The sequence below is a fragment of the Xanthomonas sp. CFBP 8443 genome, assembly GCF_025666195.1.
In the GTDB taxonomy this organism is placed as follows: Bacteria; Pseudomonadota; Gammaproteobacteria; order Xanthomonadales; family Xanthomonadaceae; genus Xanthomonas_A.
Map to the genome: position 1 here is coordinate 1,300,847 of NZ_CP102592.1, position 17,009 is coordinate 1,317,855.

The window sequence follows — 17,009 nt, forward strand, 5'->3', positions numbered from 1 at the left end:
ATATGCTGGCTGCGGCCAGCGCATTCAGGCTGGCCCGTGTGTTCCCGGGCGCGGCCTGTTCCCATCCCGCCTCAGAAATCCTGCTGCAGGCTCAGGTATACGCCGCGGCGCGGCGCCCATTGCGGCGCGAACACGCCGATGCCGCCGCCGTCGCGCAGCTGGTAGCTGCGATCGAGCACGTTGAGCACCGCCAGTTGCGTGTGCAGCGGATGCGCGCCGAGTGCGAAGTCGTGCCCGGCGCTGAGGTTCAACTGGAAGTACGACGGCAGCTCGCCGCCGTTGGGCACGGTGGCGGTATCGGTGCGCAGGCCGCTGCCGAACAGGTAGTTGGCGCCGACCCGGCTGGCGTCGTCGATCGCGTAGCTGATGCCGCCGGACGAGGTGAACTTCTGGTCGTGGTCCAGGTGGATCCAGTTGTCGTAGGCGTAGGCCAGCGCGTCCGGGTCGAAGTTGTACAGGCTGGTCATGACCCGCTTGCCCACCGCCTTGCTGTAGGCGGCGTTGAAGTAGGCGGTGACCGGCCCGTTGCTGTAGTCGGCGCTGAATTCGGCGCCGCGGATGCGGCCATAGCGGTAGTTGAAGGTGGAATAGACGTAGGCGGCGCCGAACTGGCCTTCGTCCTGCAGCCGGTCGGCCTTGCGGTAATACGTGTCCAGGCCCAGGGTCAGGTGATCGGTGACCACCTGCGAGATGCCCAGGTCGTAGTAGTCGCTGCGCTCGCTCAGCGGCGTGGTCGCACCGCCGGCGGTGGACTGCTGGTTGGTGGTGCCGTCGTACAGGGCGATGTCGCTGGTGGAGATCAGCTCGCTGGCCGGCGGGGTGAAGTAGCGCGCATAGCCGGCGTGCACGGTGGTGTCGGCGCTGGCTTGCCAGACCACGCCCAGGCGCGGGCTGAGCTGGCCTTCGGTAGTGCCGAATGCCTTGTAGCGGTCGCCGCGCACGCCGTAATTCACGGTCCAGTCGTCGCCGATCTTCCACTCGTCCTGCAGATACAGCGCGTAGGTGCTGGCGTGGAAGCGGCTGGCGTCGGGAATGAACAGCGGCACGTTACTGGTCTGGTTGCCGTCGGCATCGGCCGGGAACACGTAGGAATTGTTGCCGGCGATAGCGTGTTCGAAGTTGCCGTACAGGCCGTAGCGCAGCGTGTGCGTGTCGCCGAGCGGGGTGGAGAAATCGGCCTGCACGGTGTTGGCGCGGTTGCTGCGGTCCACTTGCGAGGCGACGCCGTTGAAGATCAGGTCGCCGGCGATGTCGGGCGAGAACGTCACGCTGCTGTAGCGCTGCCCGGCCGACAGCTGGTAGCTGGTGGCGCCGAGCGAGCCTTGCAGCACCAAGGTGCCGAAGCGGGTGTTCTCGCGCTGGTTTTCGTCGAGCCTGGACGAATCGAAATCGGTGGTGCCCAGGTAGTCGAACGCGGGCGCCTGCCCGGGATTGTTCGGGATCTGGAAGCGGTTGTTGGCGAAGCCGACCAGCAGGCTGAGCCGGGTGTTCTCGTCGAGCAGGTAGCTGAGGTCGGCGAAGCCCTTGCCCTGGTGCGATTTGTCGTGCTCGGGACTGCGGCTGTCGACCGGGTTCTCCAGGCCGTTCTTGTTCTGCTCGTAGTCGCCGGTGACGAACCAGCTCCAGCGGCCGCTGCTGCCCCACCAGGAGGCGTTCGGATTGAGCGTGCCGTAGGAGCCTCCGGTGAGGCCGACGCTGCCGCCGTTGCCCAGTTCCACGCCGCTCTTGGTGGTGATGTCCACCACCGCCGCGGTGCGGTCGCCGAACTGCGCCGGCAGCGCGCCGTCGAGCAGCTTGATGCTCTTGATCGTGCGCGGGTCCAGGCTCTGGCCGAAGCCGGAGATCGATTCGGGGATCAGTACGCCGTTGATGCGGTACTGCAGGTTGGCGTGGTCGCCGCGCACGTGGATGCCGCCGTAGGAATCCTGGACCACGCCCGGCGCCTGCAGCAGCACCTGGTTGAGCGGGGTGGAGGCGCCCAGCGGCAGCCGTTCGATGTCCTCGGCGTTGATCGTGTATTGGCTGCTGCCGATATCCGGCGACAGCGCGTTGCGCGCGGCTTCGAGCTTGGCGGTGACGCTGACCGCATCCAGGTCGGTGGTGCGCTCGGGGCCGGTATCGGCAATGGCCGCATCAGCGGCGAGCGCGAGGCCGGGGGCGGCTAGCAGGATCAGGGCGATGGCGGCGGAGAGGGGACGAGGAGTCATGGCAGTGCGGACCGGGGGGAGTGGGGGAATGTTTTGTTATTAAGTAACAATCTGCTTCCGCAGCGACCCTGGCGTAGGCCGGAAGTCATGGCGGCATGCCGGTGTTGCTTGCCGTTCATGTCTGCGGCACCGGCGCTGCGATGGCGGCGCCGGCGACGCGCAAGTGCTTTGCGTCGCGGCCAGGCTCTGCGAACATCGCAGGTTGCCTAGGAGTCCTTTCATGAACCTGTCCGTCCCCGCCGCCGCGCCCGAATCCGTCCCGCCGCTCTGGACGCCCGCCAGCTGGCGCGACAAACCCGCGCTGCAGATGCCGGTGTATCCGGACGCGCAGGCGCTGGAAGCGACGCTGGGCGAATTGCGCCATCTGCCGCCGCTGGTTACCTCGTGGGAGATCTTCGCGCTGAAGAAGCAGCTGGCCGAGGCCCAGGAGGGCAAGCGCTTCCTGCTGCAGGGCGGCGATTGCGCGGAGAACTTCAGCGATTGCGAGTCGGGCACCATCTCCAACCGGCTCAAGGTGCTGCTGCAGATGAGCCTGGTGCTGGTGCACGGGCTGCGCCTGCCGGTGGTGCGGGTCGGCCGCTACGCCGGCCAGTACGCCAAGCCGCGCTCGGCCGATACCGAAACCCGCGACGGCGTGACCCTGCCCAGCTATCGCGGCGACGTGGTCAACGGCCCGGAATTCACCGCGCAGGCGCGCGTGCCCGACCCGCAGCGGATGATCACCGCGCACTCGCGTTCGGCGATGACGATGAATTTCGTGCGCGCGCTGATCGATGGCGGTTTCGCCGACCTGCACCATCCCGAATACTGGAACCTGAGCTGGGTCGGCTACTCGCCGCTGGCCGAGGACTACCAGAAGATGGTGGCCTCGATCGGCGACGCGGTGCGCTTCATGGAGACGCTGTCCGGCGCGCAGCTGTACAACCTCAACCGGGTCGATTTCTACACCTCGCACGAAGCGCTGCTGCTGCCGTACGAGGAGGCGTTGACCCGCGAGGTGCCGCGGCAGTGGGGCTGGTTCAACCTCAGCACGCACTATCCGTGGATCGGCATGCGCACCGCCGCGCTGGACGGCGCGCACGTGGAATATTTCCGCGGCATCCGCAATCCGATCGCGATCAAGGTCGGGCCTTCGGCGCAGCCGGACCAGTTGCTGCGCCTGATCGATGTGCTCAATCCCGAGGACGAGCCGGGCCGGCTGACCTTCATCCATCGCATGGGCGCGGCGCAGATCGCGCAGAAGCTGCCGCCGCTGCTGGACGCGGTGAAGCGCGACGGCCGCCGCGTGCTGTGGGTGTGCGATGCGATGCACGGCAATACCGAGAGCACCAGCAACGGCTACAAGACGCGGCGCTACGACAACGTGCTGGGCGAGGTGGAGCAGTCGTTCGACATCCATGCCGCGGTCGGCACGCGGCTGGGCGGCGTGCACCTGGAATTGACGGGCGAGGACGTCACCGAATGCACCGGCGGCGCGCGCGAGCTGACCGAGCGCGACCTGGAGCGCGCCTACCGCTCCAGCGTGGATCCGCGCCTGAACTACGAGCAGTCGCTGGAGATCGCGCTGGCGATCGTGCGCAAGCAGAACGGGCGCAGCGTGCCGCTGACGACGGACTGACGACGCGCGCTTCGCGGCCGCCGCAGCGCACTTGCCGGTGCGCTGCGTGCGCCGGGCGTCGATGTGGTGGCGATGGGTCTCGGTGACGCGCTGGCAGTCGTCGATGCCGGGCATCGCGAAATGCAGGCCTGCAATGCGCAGGTATCGCGGCCCGCGACGGGGGCTGCGTGTGCCGGTTGGCGATGTCGGCGCATAGGGTCTCGGCAGGCGCCGCGTCTGCTGCGTAGAGCTTCGGATGTAACTGAAGACGCATCGTCTGCAGCGGCTGCTGCGGGGCCATGTGCGGGTTGCTTGCCGCCGGGCAGGAGCCGCGCATGGCGCGATCGCGCACATCGGTCATGGAGTGCCCCAGGCCGACGCGCTGCGCCTCCGCGATGAGCGAGCGCTGCATGCGCGCCGTGCCGCACGCCTCGCGATGACGCCACGCTTCGTACCGGGGCGCAGCGCTCGACACTGCGCTTATGCTTGCTTTGTCACACTGTCGCGACTCCTCCCCCCTTCAAGGAGCGCATCTTGACTCTGGACCTAGACTGGATCCCATGGCGGGCCTACACGTTGCCGATCGGTGCGGCGGTGGTGCTCGGCTTCCTCGCCTGGTGGTTGCTGCTGCGCATCGCGCAGCGCATGCGCGGGCGCGACTATCGGCGTGCCCGCATCATCGGCGTGATCAGCGTGCCGATGGCGTTCCTGCTGCCGATGCTGATGCTCAGCTTCGCGCTGGAGTCCACGCCGCTGGACGATCGCGCGCTGGCCGACCTGCAGCACCTGCTGCACATCGGCATGATCGGCTGCGTGACCTGGCTGCTGGTGCGCGGCGTCGCCGCGCTGGAGCGGGCGATCCTGCGCAGCTATCCGATCGAGGTGGCCGACAACCTGACCGCGCGCCGCGTCCAGACCCAGACCCGGGTGCTGGCGCGCGTGGCGATGGGCACGATCATCCTGCTCGGCACTTCGGTGGTGCTGCTGACCTTTCCCGCGGTGCGGCAGATCGGCACCACGCTGCTGGCCTCGGCCGGCATCATCGGCCTGGTCGCCGGTATCGCCGCCAAGCCGGTGTTCGGCAACCTGATCGCCGGCCTGCAGATCGCCTTGACCCAGCCGATCCGGCTCGACGACGTGGTCATCGTCGAAGGCGAATGGGGCCGCATCGAGGAGATCGGCAGTTCCTACGTGGTGGTGCGCATCTGGGACGAGCGGCGCATGGTGGTGCCGTTGACCTGGTTCATCGAGAACCCGTTCCAGAACTGGACGCGCAGCAGCGCCAATCTGCTCGGTACCGCGTTCCTGTGGCTGGACTACCGCACGCCGATGGCGCAGTTGCGCGCGGAACTGGAGCGGATCTGCAAGAGCGAGCCGTTGTGGGACGGACGCGTCTGCGTGACCCAGGTGACCGAGACCAGCGAGAGCACGATCCAGGTGCGCCTGCTGGTCAGTGCGCGCAACTCCGGCGATGCGTTCGACCTGCGCTGCATCGTGCGCGAACGCATGATCGACTTCCTGACCCGCGAGCATCCCTACGCCTTGCCGACGCTGCGTGCGCAGATCGCGTCAGAGCCGGCGCGTGCGCCGCGGACGCCGGCTGTCCCCAGCGACTCGGCGGCGATGCGCTCGCCGGGCGCCGAGGACGGCGCGCCGGCGGCGACAGTGGCGCCTGACGCGGGCGAGCAGAAGCCGGATACGGCGTAGCCTCGAGGTGTGGCGCGCTGTCGTGTCGTGTCGTGTCGTCGCGTTGCACTGCATCGCGCATGCGTCGTTGCTGGCGCCTGGGCTGCAGCGTGTTATCTCATCTGCCGCAGGCAACGAATGTAGGAGCGGCTTCAGCCGCGACCGGGGCGTTACCGGTAACGCCCGGTCGCGGCTGAAGCCGCTCCTACAAAAGTGCTCTTCGCCAATTGTCTCTTCCGCGCTCTTGCGGCGTTACCCGCGTCACCGATCATCCGCCGCCCGTGCAGCTTGGGCTTGGGCCGGCAGTGTCGGCAGGAAGGTCGGCGGCGTGCGTGCGCGGCTGCGTTGCTCGTAGGCGTAGCCCAGTTCGATCAGGCGCGGCTCGCTCCAGGCGCTGCCGATGAACACCAGGCCCAGCGGCAGGCCGTCGCTGCTGCCCATCGGCACCGTCAGGCTCGGATAGCCGGCCACCGCGGCCGCACCGTAGCTGGCGCCGGGGAAGTCGTCGCCGCCGATCGGGTCGGTCTTCCAGGCGCGGCCGGTGGTCGGCGCGATCAGTGCGTCCAGCCGCTGCGCGCGCAGCGCCGCATCGATGCCGTCCGGACCGGCCAGGCGTTTCGCCTTCTCCCGCGCTTGCAGGTAGGCCGGGTCGTCGAGGCCGCGCGTGGCCTGCGCCTGCTCGAACAGCGCCTGGTCGAACGCGGCCAGTTCGCGCGCGGCATGCGCGCGATTGAACTCGATCAGTTGCGCCAGCGTACGCAGCGGCGCCTTGCGTGAATCGAGGTAGCGCTCCAGCCCGGCCTTGAACTCGGTCAGCAGGACGGTCAGTTCGGCGTCGTCCCATTGCCCGGCGGTGGGGATCTGCGCATCGACCACGATGGCGCCGGCCGCACGCAGCGTGGCGACCGCGCGCGCCTGCGCCGCGGCGATGTCCGGGGTCTGGGTCAGCGGCGATGGCAGCAGGCCGATGCGCGCGCCGCGCAGCGCGTCGCGGCGCAGGTGCGCGGCGTAGTCGTAGCCGGGTGCGCGCGGTGCCGCGGCGGTGGCCGGGTCGGCGGGGTCGGGCGCGGCCAGCACGCTCAGCAGCGCCGCGGCATCGGCGACGCTGCGGGTCATCGGCCCGGCGGTGTCCTGGCTGGCCGAGATCGGGATGATGCCGTCGCGGCTGACCAGGCCCACGGTCGGCTTCAAGCCGACCAGGCCGTTCACCGCCGCCGGGCAGACGATGCTGCCGTCGGTCTCGGTGCCGATGCCTGCCGCGACCAGGTTCGCCGACACGGCCACGCCGGTGCCGGCGCTGGAGCCGCAGGGATTGCGGTCGAGCACGTAGGGATTGCGGGTCTGCCCGCCGCGCGCGCTCCAGCCGGAACTGGACTTGCTGGCGCGGAAGTTGGCCCATTCGCTGAGGTTGCTCTTGCCCAGGATCACCGCGCCGGCCTGGCGCAGCCGCTGCACCAGGAACGCGTCGTGCGGCGGATGGAACTCGGCCAGCGCCAACGAGCCGGCCGAGTTGGCCATCGGCCGCGCGTCGATGTTGTCCTTCAGCACGAGCGGGATGCCGTGCAGTGGGCCGCGCAGGTGCCCGGCGCGGCGCTCGGCATCCAGCCGCCGCGCGTCGTCCATGGCCTGCGGATTGCGTTCGATGATCGCGTGCAGCGCCGGCCCGCGCCGGTCCAGCGCATCGATCCGCTGCAGGTAGGCCGCGGTCAGGCCGGCGCTGTCGAGCGTGCCGCGCGCCATCTGCGCCTGCAGCGTGGCGATGTCGGCTTCGGCATGGGCGAACGCCGCTGGCGCGGGCTGCGGTGCGATGGCGGCGGTGTCGGGCAGGGCGGCGTGCCGGCAGCCGGCGAGGGCGCCGCACAGCAACAGGACGGGCAGCACGCGCATCGGCAGGTTCCCGGGGAATGGTTCTCCAGGAGGCTACGCAGCGCTACGGGGATTGGCAAACCGGTGTGCGGGCGCGTGCCCGCATTGCGCTCAGAGCGCGGGGCGGCGTCGGCGCCGGATCAGGTCGCGGGCCAGGATGCCGACCACGGCGAGATTGATCGCCAGCACCGCCCATGCGGCCCAGCCGGGATGGCGCACGATCGCGTAGATATCGAACGGCAGGTAGATGGCCGCGGACACGCAGCCCAGCATCGACGCCCAGGCCTTGGCGCGCCACAGGCCCCAGGCTTCGACGATGTGCAGCACGCCGTAGGCGAGCATGCCGGCGGCGGCCAGGTGCACCGCGCCGGGATTGATCATGGTGAGCAGCGACGGCAGCGCGCCGTGCTCGGGGTCCAGGCTGAAGCGGACGATCAGTCGGCCCACCGCCGCACGCAGCGGCAGCGGACCCATGATCTCCAGACCGGTTGCGGCCAGTACCGCGAGCAGGCCCTTGCTGGCCTCCAGCAGTGCGATCAGGTGCAAGCCCGGATGCGCATGCGGATCCGGGTTGTACGCCTTCTTGCGGGCCACGGGAGGCCTGCGGTCAGCCGCCGCGACCGGCGCGCTTGCGATCGCTTTCGGTCAGGAACTTCTTGCGCAGGCGGATTTCCTTCGGGGTGACTTCGACCAGCTCGTCGTCCTCGATGAAGTCCAGCGCCTGTTCCAGCGTGTACTTGATCGCCGGGGTCAGCTTGATCGCATCGTCCTTGCCCGAGGCGCGCATGTTGGTCAGCGGCTTGGTCTTGATCGCGTTGACGGTCAGATCGTTGTCCTTGGAGTGGATACCGATCAGCTGGCCTTCGTACACGTTGTCGCCTTCGGCGGCGAACAGGCGGCCACGCTCTTCCAGCGGCCCCAGCGAGTAGGCGGGGGTGGCGCCGGCGGCGTTGGCGATCATCACGCCGTTCTGGCGCTTGGCGATGGCACCCTGTTCCTTCGGACCGTAATGGTCGAACACGTGGAACAGCAGGCCCGAACCCTGGGTCAGGGTGCGGAACTCGTTCTGGAAGCCGATCAGGCCACGCGCCGGGATCATGTAGTCCAGGCGCACGCGGCCCTTGCCGTCCGGCTCCATGTTCTTCAGCTGGCCCTTGCGGATGCCCAGCTTTTCCATCACGCCGCCCTGGTGCTGCTCTTCGATGTCCACCACCAGCTGCTCGACCGGCTCCATCAGCTTGCCGTCGATTTCCTTGACGATGACTTCCGGGCGCGACACGGCCAGTTCGAAGCCTTCGCGGCGCATGTTCTCGATCAGCACCGACAGGTGCAGCTCGCCGCGGCCGGAGACCAGGAACTTGTCCGGGTCCGACCCTTCCTCGACCTTCAGCGCGACGTTGTGCAGGGTCTCGCGTTCCAGGCGCTCGCGGATCTGGCGGCTGGTGATGAACTTGCCGCCGCTGTGTTCCTTGCTGCCGGCGAACGGCGAGTTGTTGACCTGGAAGGTCATCGAGATGGTCGGCTCGTCCACGGTCAGCGCCGGCAGCGCTTCCGGGGTGTCCAGCGCGCAGATGGTGTCGGAGATGCTCATGTCGGCGACGCCGGAGATGGCGACGATGTCGCCGGCCTCGGCCTCTTCCACTTCCACCCGCTCCAGGCCCATGAAGCCCAGCACCTGCAGGATCTTGCCCTGGCGCTTCTTGCCTTCGCGGTCGACGATGCTGACCGGCATGTTCTTCTTGACCTTGCCGCGCTGGATGCGGCCGATGCCGATCAGGCCGACGAAGTTGTTGTAGTCGAGCTGGCTGATGCGCATCTGGAACGCACCGTCCGGATCCACCTGCGGCGGCGCCACGTGCTTCATGATCGCTTCGTACAGCGGAGTCATGTCGCCTTCGCGGGCGCTGTCGTCCAGGCTCGCGTAGCCGTGCAGCGCCGAGGCGTAGACGATCGGGAAGTCGAGCTGCTCATTGGTCGCGCCGAGCTTGTCGAACAGGTCGAACACCTGGTCGATCACCCAGTCCGGACGCGCGCCCGGGCGGTCGATCTTGTTGACCACCACGATCGGCTTGAAGCCCATCGCGAAGGCCTTCTGGGTCACGAAGCGGGTCTGCGGCATCGGCCCGTCCATCGCGTCGACCAGGATCAGCACCGAGTCCACCATCGACAGCACGCGCTCCACTTCGCCGCCGAAGTCGGCGTGTCCGGGGGTGTCGACGATGTTGATGCGGTTGCCCTGCCAGGTGATGGCCGTGTTCTTGGCCAGGATCGTGATGCCACGTTCCTTTTCCTGATCGTTGCTGTCCATCACGCGCTCGGCCAGCACCGTGCGCTCGGAGAGGGTGCCGGACTGCTTCAGCAGGCAGTCGACGAGGGTGGTCTTGCCATGGTCGACGTGGGCGACGATGGCGATATTGCGAAGATTTTCGATGGACATGCGAAAGGGGGCCAACCGGCGCCAGAAAGGAAGGAGAGTAAGCCCCCTATTATACCTGTATCCCGGCGCGCCTGCCGGTTCAGGATTCGGCGGCCGTGGGGCGGGGCCGTTCAGCCGCCGAAGCGGGGGCCTGAAGCGGGCCAAACAGGCCGCCGTGTATCCTATGCGCCCCAAATGACGCCCCCGTTTCCAAGGAATCCCATGTCCCTGATCGCCCATTTCGACACCGCCCGCGGCCCGATCACGATCGAGCTGTACCCCGACAAGGCACCGCTGACCGTGGCCAACTTCGTGAACCTGGCCAAGCGCGGCTTTTACGACGGGCTGAGCTTCCACCGTGTGATCGCCGACTTCATGATCCAGGGCGGTTGCCCGGAAGGCTCCGGCCGCGGCGGCCCGGGCTACCGCTTCGAGGACGAGACCGACAACGGCGTGCGCCACGAGCGCGGCGTGCTGTCGATGGCCAATGCCGGTCCCAGCACCAACGGCAGCCAGTTCTTCATCACCCACACCGCCACCCCGTGGCTGGACGGCAAGCACACCGTGTTCGGCAAGGTGACCCAGGGGCTGGACGTGGTGGACAGCGTCGCCCAGGGCGATGCGATCAACAAGATCACCATCGAAGGCGACGCCGATGCGGTGCTGGCGGCCAAGGCCGACCGCGTCGCCGAGTGGAACCGCCTGCTCAGCGCCTGAGTGCCGCCGCGACCGGCCGTCCAGGCCGGTCGCAGATGGCCTGCGTGCTAACATTTCCCGGTTGACTGCCGCGCTCCCAGCCCGATGACGATGCGTTCCCTTCTGTTGTGCACGGTGCTGCTCGGGATCGGCGGCGGCGTGCATACGTGGTGGCGCAGCGGCCAGGCGCCCACGCCGGCAGCGCTGGCGGCCGGCGACCCGCGGCGGCTCACCGGCGAGGACGGCATCGTCATGCTGGCCGCCGACTGGTGCGGCTACTGCCGCCGGCAACAGGCCGATTTCGAACGTGCCCAGGTCCGCTACCGCGTGCTCGACGTGGAGCAGGAGGACGGCCGCCTGGCCGCCGCCGCGCTGGGCCGCGAAGGCGTGCCGGTCACGGTGATCGGCCAGCACGTGATCGACGGCTACGACACCGCTGCCCTGGACGCGCACCTGCAGCCGCTCGGCTACCGCGTCTACTGACCCCTTTATCCCTTTTTTAGCAGAGGAACCCCCCATGAAGACACCCGTACGTGTTGCTGTGACCGGCGCCGCCGGCCAGATCGGCTATGCCCTGCTGTTCCGTATCGCCTCCGGCGAGATGCTGGGCAAGGACCAGCCGGTGATCCTGCAGCTGCTCGAGCTGCCGATGGAGAAGGCCCAGGCCGCGCTGAAGGGCGTGATGATGGAGCTGGAAGACTGCGCGTTCCCGCTGCTGGCCGGCATGGTCGGCACCGACGACGCCGAAGTGGCGTTCAAGGACGCCGACATCGCCCTGCTGGTCGGCGCGCGTCCGCGCGGCCCGGGCATGGAGCGCAAGGACCTGCTACTGGAGAACGCCAAGATCTTCACCGCGCAGGGCGCGGCGCTGAACAAGGTCGCCAGCCGCAACGTCAAGGTGCTGGTGGTCGGCAACCCGGCCAACACCAACGCCTACATCGCGATGAAGTCGGCGCCGGACCTGAACCCGAAGAACTTCACCGCCATGCTGCGCCTGGACCACAACCGCGCGCTGAGCCAGTTGGCGCTCAAGCTCGGCAAGCCGGTCGGCGGCATCGAGAAGCTGGTGGTGTGGGGCAACCACAGCCCGACCATGTATCCGGACTATCGCTTCGCCACCGCCGACGGCGCCTCGGTCGCCGATGCGATCAACGACCAGGACTGGAACGCCGGCAGCTTCATCCCGACCGTGGGCAAGCGCGGCGCGGCGATCATCGAAGCGCGCGGCCTGTCCTCGGCCGCCTCGGCCGCCAACGCCGCCATCGACCACGTGCGCGACTGGGTGCTGGGCAGCAACGGCAAGTGGGTGACCATGGGCGTTCCATCCGACGGCTCCTACGGCATTCCGGAAGGGGTGATGTTCGGCTTCGCGGTGACCACCGAAAACGGCGAGTACACCCTGGTCAAGGACCTGCCGATCGACGACTTCAGCCGCAAGTACATCGACAAGACCCTGGCCGAGCTGGAAGAAGAGCGCAGCGGCGTGGCGCACCTGCTGGGCTGATCGCGTCGGCGATCGCGTCACCGGACGCCGGGCTCTGCCCGGCGTTCTGCGTTGTGGGGTTCCAAATCTGTGGGCCACTTCCCTAGGTGGGAGAAGGAACCATAGCCCCTCTCCCCTCGGGAGAGGGGTTGGGGTGAGGGTGCGGCGCGAAGCGACTCGCTGAGTTAGGCGCACGAGGCTGTGCCCATACCCTCATCCGGCCCTGCGGGCCACCTTCCCCCGAAAAGTGGGCCATGGTCCCGATGGGACAAGGGAACAGCACTAGCCCCTCTCCCCTCGGGAGAGGGGTTGGGGTGAGGGTACGGCGCGAAGCGTCTCGCTGAGTTGGGTGTGCGAGACTGCGTCCGTACCCTCATCCGCCCCTTCGGGGCACCTTCTCCCGAGGGGAGAAGGGAACAGCCATTAGCTCCTCTCCCATCGGGAGAAAGGTAGAGATGCCGGCTTCGGAGAGCGGTAGGAGCCTGGTGCGGTGTGCTACGTTTCCGCAGCCATTCGCCAGGGGACAATTTCTATGGTCATGCCGTACCGGTGGGTCTCGTCGCTGGCGCTCGCCAGCGTATTGCCGTTCGCCGCCGTCGCTGCGGACAACGGCTATCGGCAGCCGCCCGAGCCGCTGCTGGGGGTGATGCGCGCGCCGCTCAATCCGTCGCCGCGGCTGGACCCCACCGGCAAGACCCTGCTGCTGGTGCAGCGCAATCAGTATCCGCCAATCGCACGCGTCGCCGAGCCGTATCTGAAGCTGGCCGGGGTGCGGGTGGAGCCGCGCAGCCACAGCCGCCACGACATGTCCAACGGCTACGGCATCCGCACCTGCCTGGACGGCTTCGCCCTGGTCGATGTGACCAGCGGCAAACAGACCGCGGTAACCCTGCCGGCCGGCGCCTGCCCGGCGTTGCCGGTGTGGTCGCCGGACGGGCGCCGCTTCGCCTTCAACAACACCGCCGCCGACCGCGTCGAGCTGTGGTTGGGCGACGTCGCCACAGGCAGCGTGCGCCGGATCGACGGCGTGCAGCTGAACCCGGTGCTGGGCGGGGAGATCCAGTGGCTGGGCGGCAGCGACACGCTGCTGCTCAAGACCGTGCCGCAGGACCTGGGCGCGGCGCCGCGCAAGGCGGCGGTGCCGCTGGGTCCGGAGGTGAAGGAAACCATCCAGGGCAAGGGCGAGAGCAGCACCTACGAGGCGCGCGACACCCTGTCCAGTCCTGAGGACGAGGCCTTGTTCACCTACTACGCCACCTCGCAGCTGCTCAAGGTGGATGCCGCCAGCGGCAGTCAGGCCAAGATCGGCGCGCCGGCGGTCTACACCGCGGTGGATGGCGCGCCCGATGGCCGCCACGTGCGCGTGGAGCGGCTGCAGCGGCCGTATTCCTACGTCACCACCTATGCGCGCTTCGCGCGCGATGTGGCGGTGCTGGACCTGGCCAATGGCAGCGAGCGCGTGCTGGCCAAGCTGCCGGTCGCCGACCGGGTGCCGGTGCATGGCGTGCCGACCGGCCCGCGCGCGTATTCCTGGCGGGCCAACCAGCCGGCCACGCTGGTCTGGGCCGAGGCGCTGGACGGCGGCGACTGGAAGGCCAGCGTGCCGGCGCGCGACAAGCTGCTGACCCTGGCGGCGCCGTTCACCGCCAAGCCGCGCGAACTGGCGCGGGTGACCCAGCGCTATGCCGGGCTGTCCTGGTTCGCCGAGGGCGGGCGCGCGCTGCTGGACGAATTCGACGAGAACCGCCACTGGCGCCGCACCACGCTGCTGGACGCGGATCGCCCCGGTAGCCCTGGCCGGGTGCTGTTCGACCTGTCCACCGACGATCTGTACGCCGATCCCGGCACGCCGGAACTGCGCGTGCTGGCCAACGGCGAAGCGGTGCTGCACGAGGACCACGGCGCGCTGTTCCTGAGCGGGCAGGGCGCCACGCCCGCCGGCGACCGCGCCTTCCTCGACCGCTACGATCTGGCCAGCGGCAAGAGCGAGCGCCTGTTCCGCAGCGACGCCAGCGTCGACGAGGTGTTCGCCGGGTTCGCCGGCGACGACGCGACCCGGCTGCTGACCTGGCGGCAGTCGCCGGCCGACCCGCCGAACGTGTACCTGCGCACGCTCGGCCAGGCGCAGCCCGGCGCGGCCGCGGGCGAGGCGGCCTACGCCTCCAGCCTCGCGCCGGTCACCCGTTTCCCCGACCCGACGCCGCTGGTGCGGCAGATCAAGAAGCGGCTGGTGACCTACAAGCGCAAGGACGGGGTGGAGCTGTCGTTCACGCTGTACACGCCGCCCGGCTACAAGGAAGGCACGCGGGTGCCGGCGATCCTGTACGCGTATCCGCTGGACTACGCCGATCCGTCCAAGGCCGGCCAGGTCAGCGGCGCCAACGAGCGCGACTTCACCCGCCTGAGCTCCTATCAGCTGCTGTTGCTGGCCGGCTACGCGGTCATCGACGACACCGCGTTCCCGATCGTCGGCGATCCCAAGACCGCCTACGACACCTATTTGCAGCAACTGGTCGACAACGCCACCGCCGCGGTGGACAAGGCGGTGGAGCTGGGCGTGGTCGATCGCCAGCGGATCGGCGTCACCGGCCACAGCCACGGCGCGCTGATGGCGGCCAACCTGCTGGCGCACACCGACCTGTTCCGCGCCGGCGTGGCCACCAGCGGCAGCTACAACAAGACCCTGACCCCGTTCGGCTTCCAGAACGAGCGGCGCTCGTTCTGGGCCGCGCCGGAGGTCTACGCGCAGGCGTCGACGTTCTTCCACGCCGACAAGATCAACGAGCCGTTGCTGATCGTGCACGGCATGGACGACGCCAATCCCGGCACCGAGACCACCCAGGCGCCGCGGCTGTTCCAGGCGATCCGCGGCAACGGCGGCACCGCGCGGCTGGTGCTGCTGCCGTTCGAGCCGCACTGGTACACCGCGCGCGAGTCCAACGAGGACGTGGTGGCCGAGATGCTGGAGTGGTTCGACCGCTACGTGAAGCAGGCGGCGCCGGCCGCGGCCGCGGCGACCCCGCCGAAGCGGTAGCGGAAGGCAATGGCGCAGGCGGACACGGTGCCGCCTGCGCCACTTCGACCATGGTCGGAAGGACGCAAGCGCGGCGCAAGGACTATGCTCGGGGCGGGTGCATGGCCTTGGGAGGGGCTGCATGGACTACGCGACGCTGTACCGGCGCTCGATCGAGCAGCCGGAGGAGTTCTGGGCGGAGCAGGCCAAGGCCATCCACTGGCAGCGGCCGCCGCAGGCGATCCTGGAATACGACCACCCGCCGTTCCGGCGCTGGTTCGGCGGCGGGCTGACCAACCTGTGCCACAACGCGGTCGACCGGCACCTGCCCGAACGCGCCGCGCAGCTGGCATTGGTCGCGGTCTCCAGCGAGACCGGGCAGACCCGCGAATTCACCTATGCGCAGCTGCACGCGGAGGTCAACGCGTTCGCCGCGGTGCTGCTGCGCCTGGACGTGCAGCGCGGCGACCGCGTGGTCATCTACATGCCGAACATGGCCGAGGCGGTGTTCGCGATGCTGGCCTGCGCGCGCATCGGCGCGGTGCACTCGGTGGTGTTCGGCGGCTTCGCCGCGCACAACCTGGCGCTGCGCATCGACGATGCGGCGCCGAAGCTGCTGATCGCCGCCGATGCCGGCAGCCGCGGCGGCAAGATCATTCCCTACAAGCCGTTGATCGATGCCGCCTGCGCGGAAGCCGCCGCGCCGCCGCCGAAGGTGCTGATCGTCTCGCGCGGGCTGGATCCGGCGCAGCCGCGCATCGACGGGCGCGACGTCGACTACGCCAACCTGCGCGCGGAGGTGGGCGCTGCGCAGGTGCCGGTCGCCTGGCTGGAATCCAACGAACCCAGCTACCTGCTGTACACCTCCGGCACCACCGGCAAGCCCAAGGGCGTGCAACGCGACGTCGGCGGCTACGCGGTGGCGCTGGCGCTGTCGATGCGCACGGTGTTCGATTGCGCGCCCGGCCAGGTGATGTTCTCCACCTCCGACGTCGGCTGGGCGGTCGGCCATTCGTACAACGTGTACGGTCCGCTGATCGCCGGCTGCACCTCGCTGCTGTACGAAGGATTGCCGGTGCAGCCGGATCCCGGCGTGTGGTGGGCGCTGTGCGAGAAGTACCGGGTGCGCACGATGTTCTCCTCGCCGACCGCGATCCGCGTGCTGAAGAAGCATCCGCTGCGCCACATCCGCGATCACGACCTGAGCGCGCTGCAGTACCTGTTCCTGGCCGGCGAACCGCTGGACGAACCGACCGCGCTGTGGATCGGCGAGGCGCTGGGCAAGCCGGTCATCGACAACTACTGGCAGACCGAGACCGGCTGGCCGGCGCTGACCTTGCTGCCGGGAGTGGACATGCGCCCGGTCAAACTGGGGTCGCCCGGGTTTCCCAACCTCGGCTACAAGATGAAGATCGTCGACCCGCAAGGCGCCGAAGTGCCGGCCGGGCGCAAGGGCGTGCTGGTGATCGAGCCGCCGTTGCCGCCGGGCTGCATGACCACGGTGTGGAACGACGACGCGCGTTTCCTGCGCAGCTACTTCAGCCATTTCGAGGAGCTGCTGTACAGCTCGCTGGATTGGGCGATCCGCGACGACGACGGCTACACCTTCATCCTCGGCCGCACCGACGACGTGATCAACGTCGCCGGCCATCGTCTGGGCACGCGCGAGATCGAAGAAGCCATCGCCGGCCATCCGGACGTGGCCGAGGTCGCAGTGATCGGCATGCACGACGAACTGAAGGGACAGGTGCCGGTGGTGTTCGCCACGCTGAAACAGGCGGCGTCCGATGCGGGCGGCGTCGCCGAGCAGTTGCGGCAATGCGTGGTCGAGCGGCTCGGTGCGGTGGCGCGGCCGGCGCAGGTGCATCTGGTGCAGGCGCTGCCGAAGACGCGCTCGGGCAAGTTGCTGCGGCGCTCGCTGCAGGCGTTGGCCGAACAGCGCGATCCGGGCGATCTGTCGACGCTGGACGATCCCGCTGCGCTCGACGAGATTCGCAGGGTGCTGGGGCGATGAGGCACCGCCGCGCGCCTGCATCGCGCGGCAA

At 68.9% G+C, this 17,009-nt stretch carries 11 protein-coding genes; 7 read left to right on the forward strand and 4 right to left on the reverse strand.

The genetic code is table 11. The features are described 5' to 3' along the window. Nucleotides 1-71: 71 nt before the first annotated feature. Nucleotides 72-2,207, reverse strand: a complete 2,136-nt coding sequence (locus NUG20_RS05565) for a TonB-dependent receptor (RefSeq protein WP_263397414.1) — start codon at nucleotides 2,205-2,207, stop codon at nucleotides 72-74. Between the two features lie 220 nt (nucleotides 2,208-2,427). Here NUG20_RS05565 and NUG20_RS05570 point away from each other — a divergent pair, with 220 nt between their 5' ends. Then, on the forward strand, nucleotides 2,428-3,825 hold the full coding sequence (locus NUG20_RS05570) for a class II 3-deoxy-7-phosphoheptulonate synthase (RefSeq protein ID WP_263397415.1): 1,398 nt from the start codon (nucleotides 2,428-2,430) through the stop codon (nucleotides 3,823-3,825). Between the two features lie 519 nt (nucleotides 3,826-4,344). Continuing rightward, entirely contained in the window at nucleotides 4,345-5,511 is a 1,167-nt protein-coding gene (locus tag NUG20_RS05575; RefSeq protein WP_263398399.1) for a mechanosensitive ion channel family protein, read from the forward strand. A 240-nt stretch (nucleotides 5,512-5,751) separates the two neighbouring features. On the opposite strand, the gene NUG20_RS05580 is transcribed toward NUG20_RS05575, so the two are convergent. From NUG20_RS05580 to typA, 3 genes are all read right to left on the reverse strand, one after another. Continuing rightward, nucleotides 5,752-7,377 carry an amidase gene (locus NUG20_RS05580; protein WP_263397416.1) on the reverse strand — a complete coding sequence of 542 codons (1,626 nt, stop codon included), beginning with the start codon at nucleotides 7,375-7,377 and terminating at the stop codon, nucleotides 5,752-5,754. 90 nt (nucleotides 7,378-7,467) lie between these two features. Beyond that, a complete protein-coding gene (locus NUG20_RS05585) occupies nucleotides 7,468-7,950 on the reverse strand; it encodes a DUF2127 domain-containing protein (protein WP_263397417.1) in 483 nt (160 codons plus the stop codon). A gap of 13 nt (nucleotides 7,951-7,963) precedes the next feature. Continuing rightward, nucleotides 7,964-9,793: a translational GTPase TypA gene (typA, locus tag NUG20_RS05590; protein ID WP_263397418.1), complete on the reverse strand. Its 1,830-nt coding sequence runs from the start codon at nucleotides 9,791-9,793 to the stop codon at nucleotides 7,964-7,966. 201 nt (nucleotides 9,794-9,994) lie between these two features. Between typA and NUG20_RS05595 the strand changes: the two genes are divergently transcribed. The 5 genes from NUG20_RS05595 to prpE all read left to right on the forward strand — a co-directional run bounded on the left by NUG20_RS05595 (nucleotide 9,995) and on the right by prpE (nucleotide 16,978). Next, nucleotides 9,995-10,489, forward strand: a complete 495-nt coding sequence (locus NUG20_RS05595; protein ID WP_263397419.1) for a peptidylprolyl isomerase — start codon at nucleotides 9,995-9,997, stop codon at nucleotides 10,487-10,489. Between the two features lie 90 nt (nucleotides 10,490-10,579). Then, nucleotides 10,580-10,951 (forward strand): glutaredoxin family protein, encoded by a 372-nt coding sequence (locus tag NUG20_RS05600; protein ID WP_263397420.1) that lies wholly within the window; start codon nucleotides 10,580-10,582, stop codon nucleotides 10,949-10,951. 34 nt (nucleotides 10,952-10,985) lie between these two features. Beyond that, nucleotides 10,986-11,972, forward strand: coding sequence for a malate dehydrogenase (locus tag NUG20_RS05605; RefSeq protein WP_263397421.1), 987 nt, complete (start codon nucleotides 10,986-10,988; stop codon nucleotides 11,970-11,972). Nucleotides 11,973-12,483: 511 nt separating this feature from the next. Beyond that, entirely contained in the window at nucleotides 12,484-14,985 is a 2,502-nt protein-coding gene (locus NUG20_RS05610; protein ID WP_263397422.1) for a S9 family peptidase, read from the forward strand. A 121-nt stretch (nucleotides 14,986-15,106) separates the two neighbouring features. Beyond that, nucleotides 15,107-16,978, forward strand: a complete 1,872-nt coding sequence (prpE, locus tag NUG20_RS05615; RefSeq protein WP_263397423.1) for a propionate--CoA ligase — start codon at nucleotides 15,107-15,109, stop codon at nucleotides 16,976-16,978. The last annotated feature ends 31 nt before the right edge of the window (nucleotides 16,979-17,009 follow it).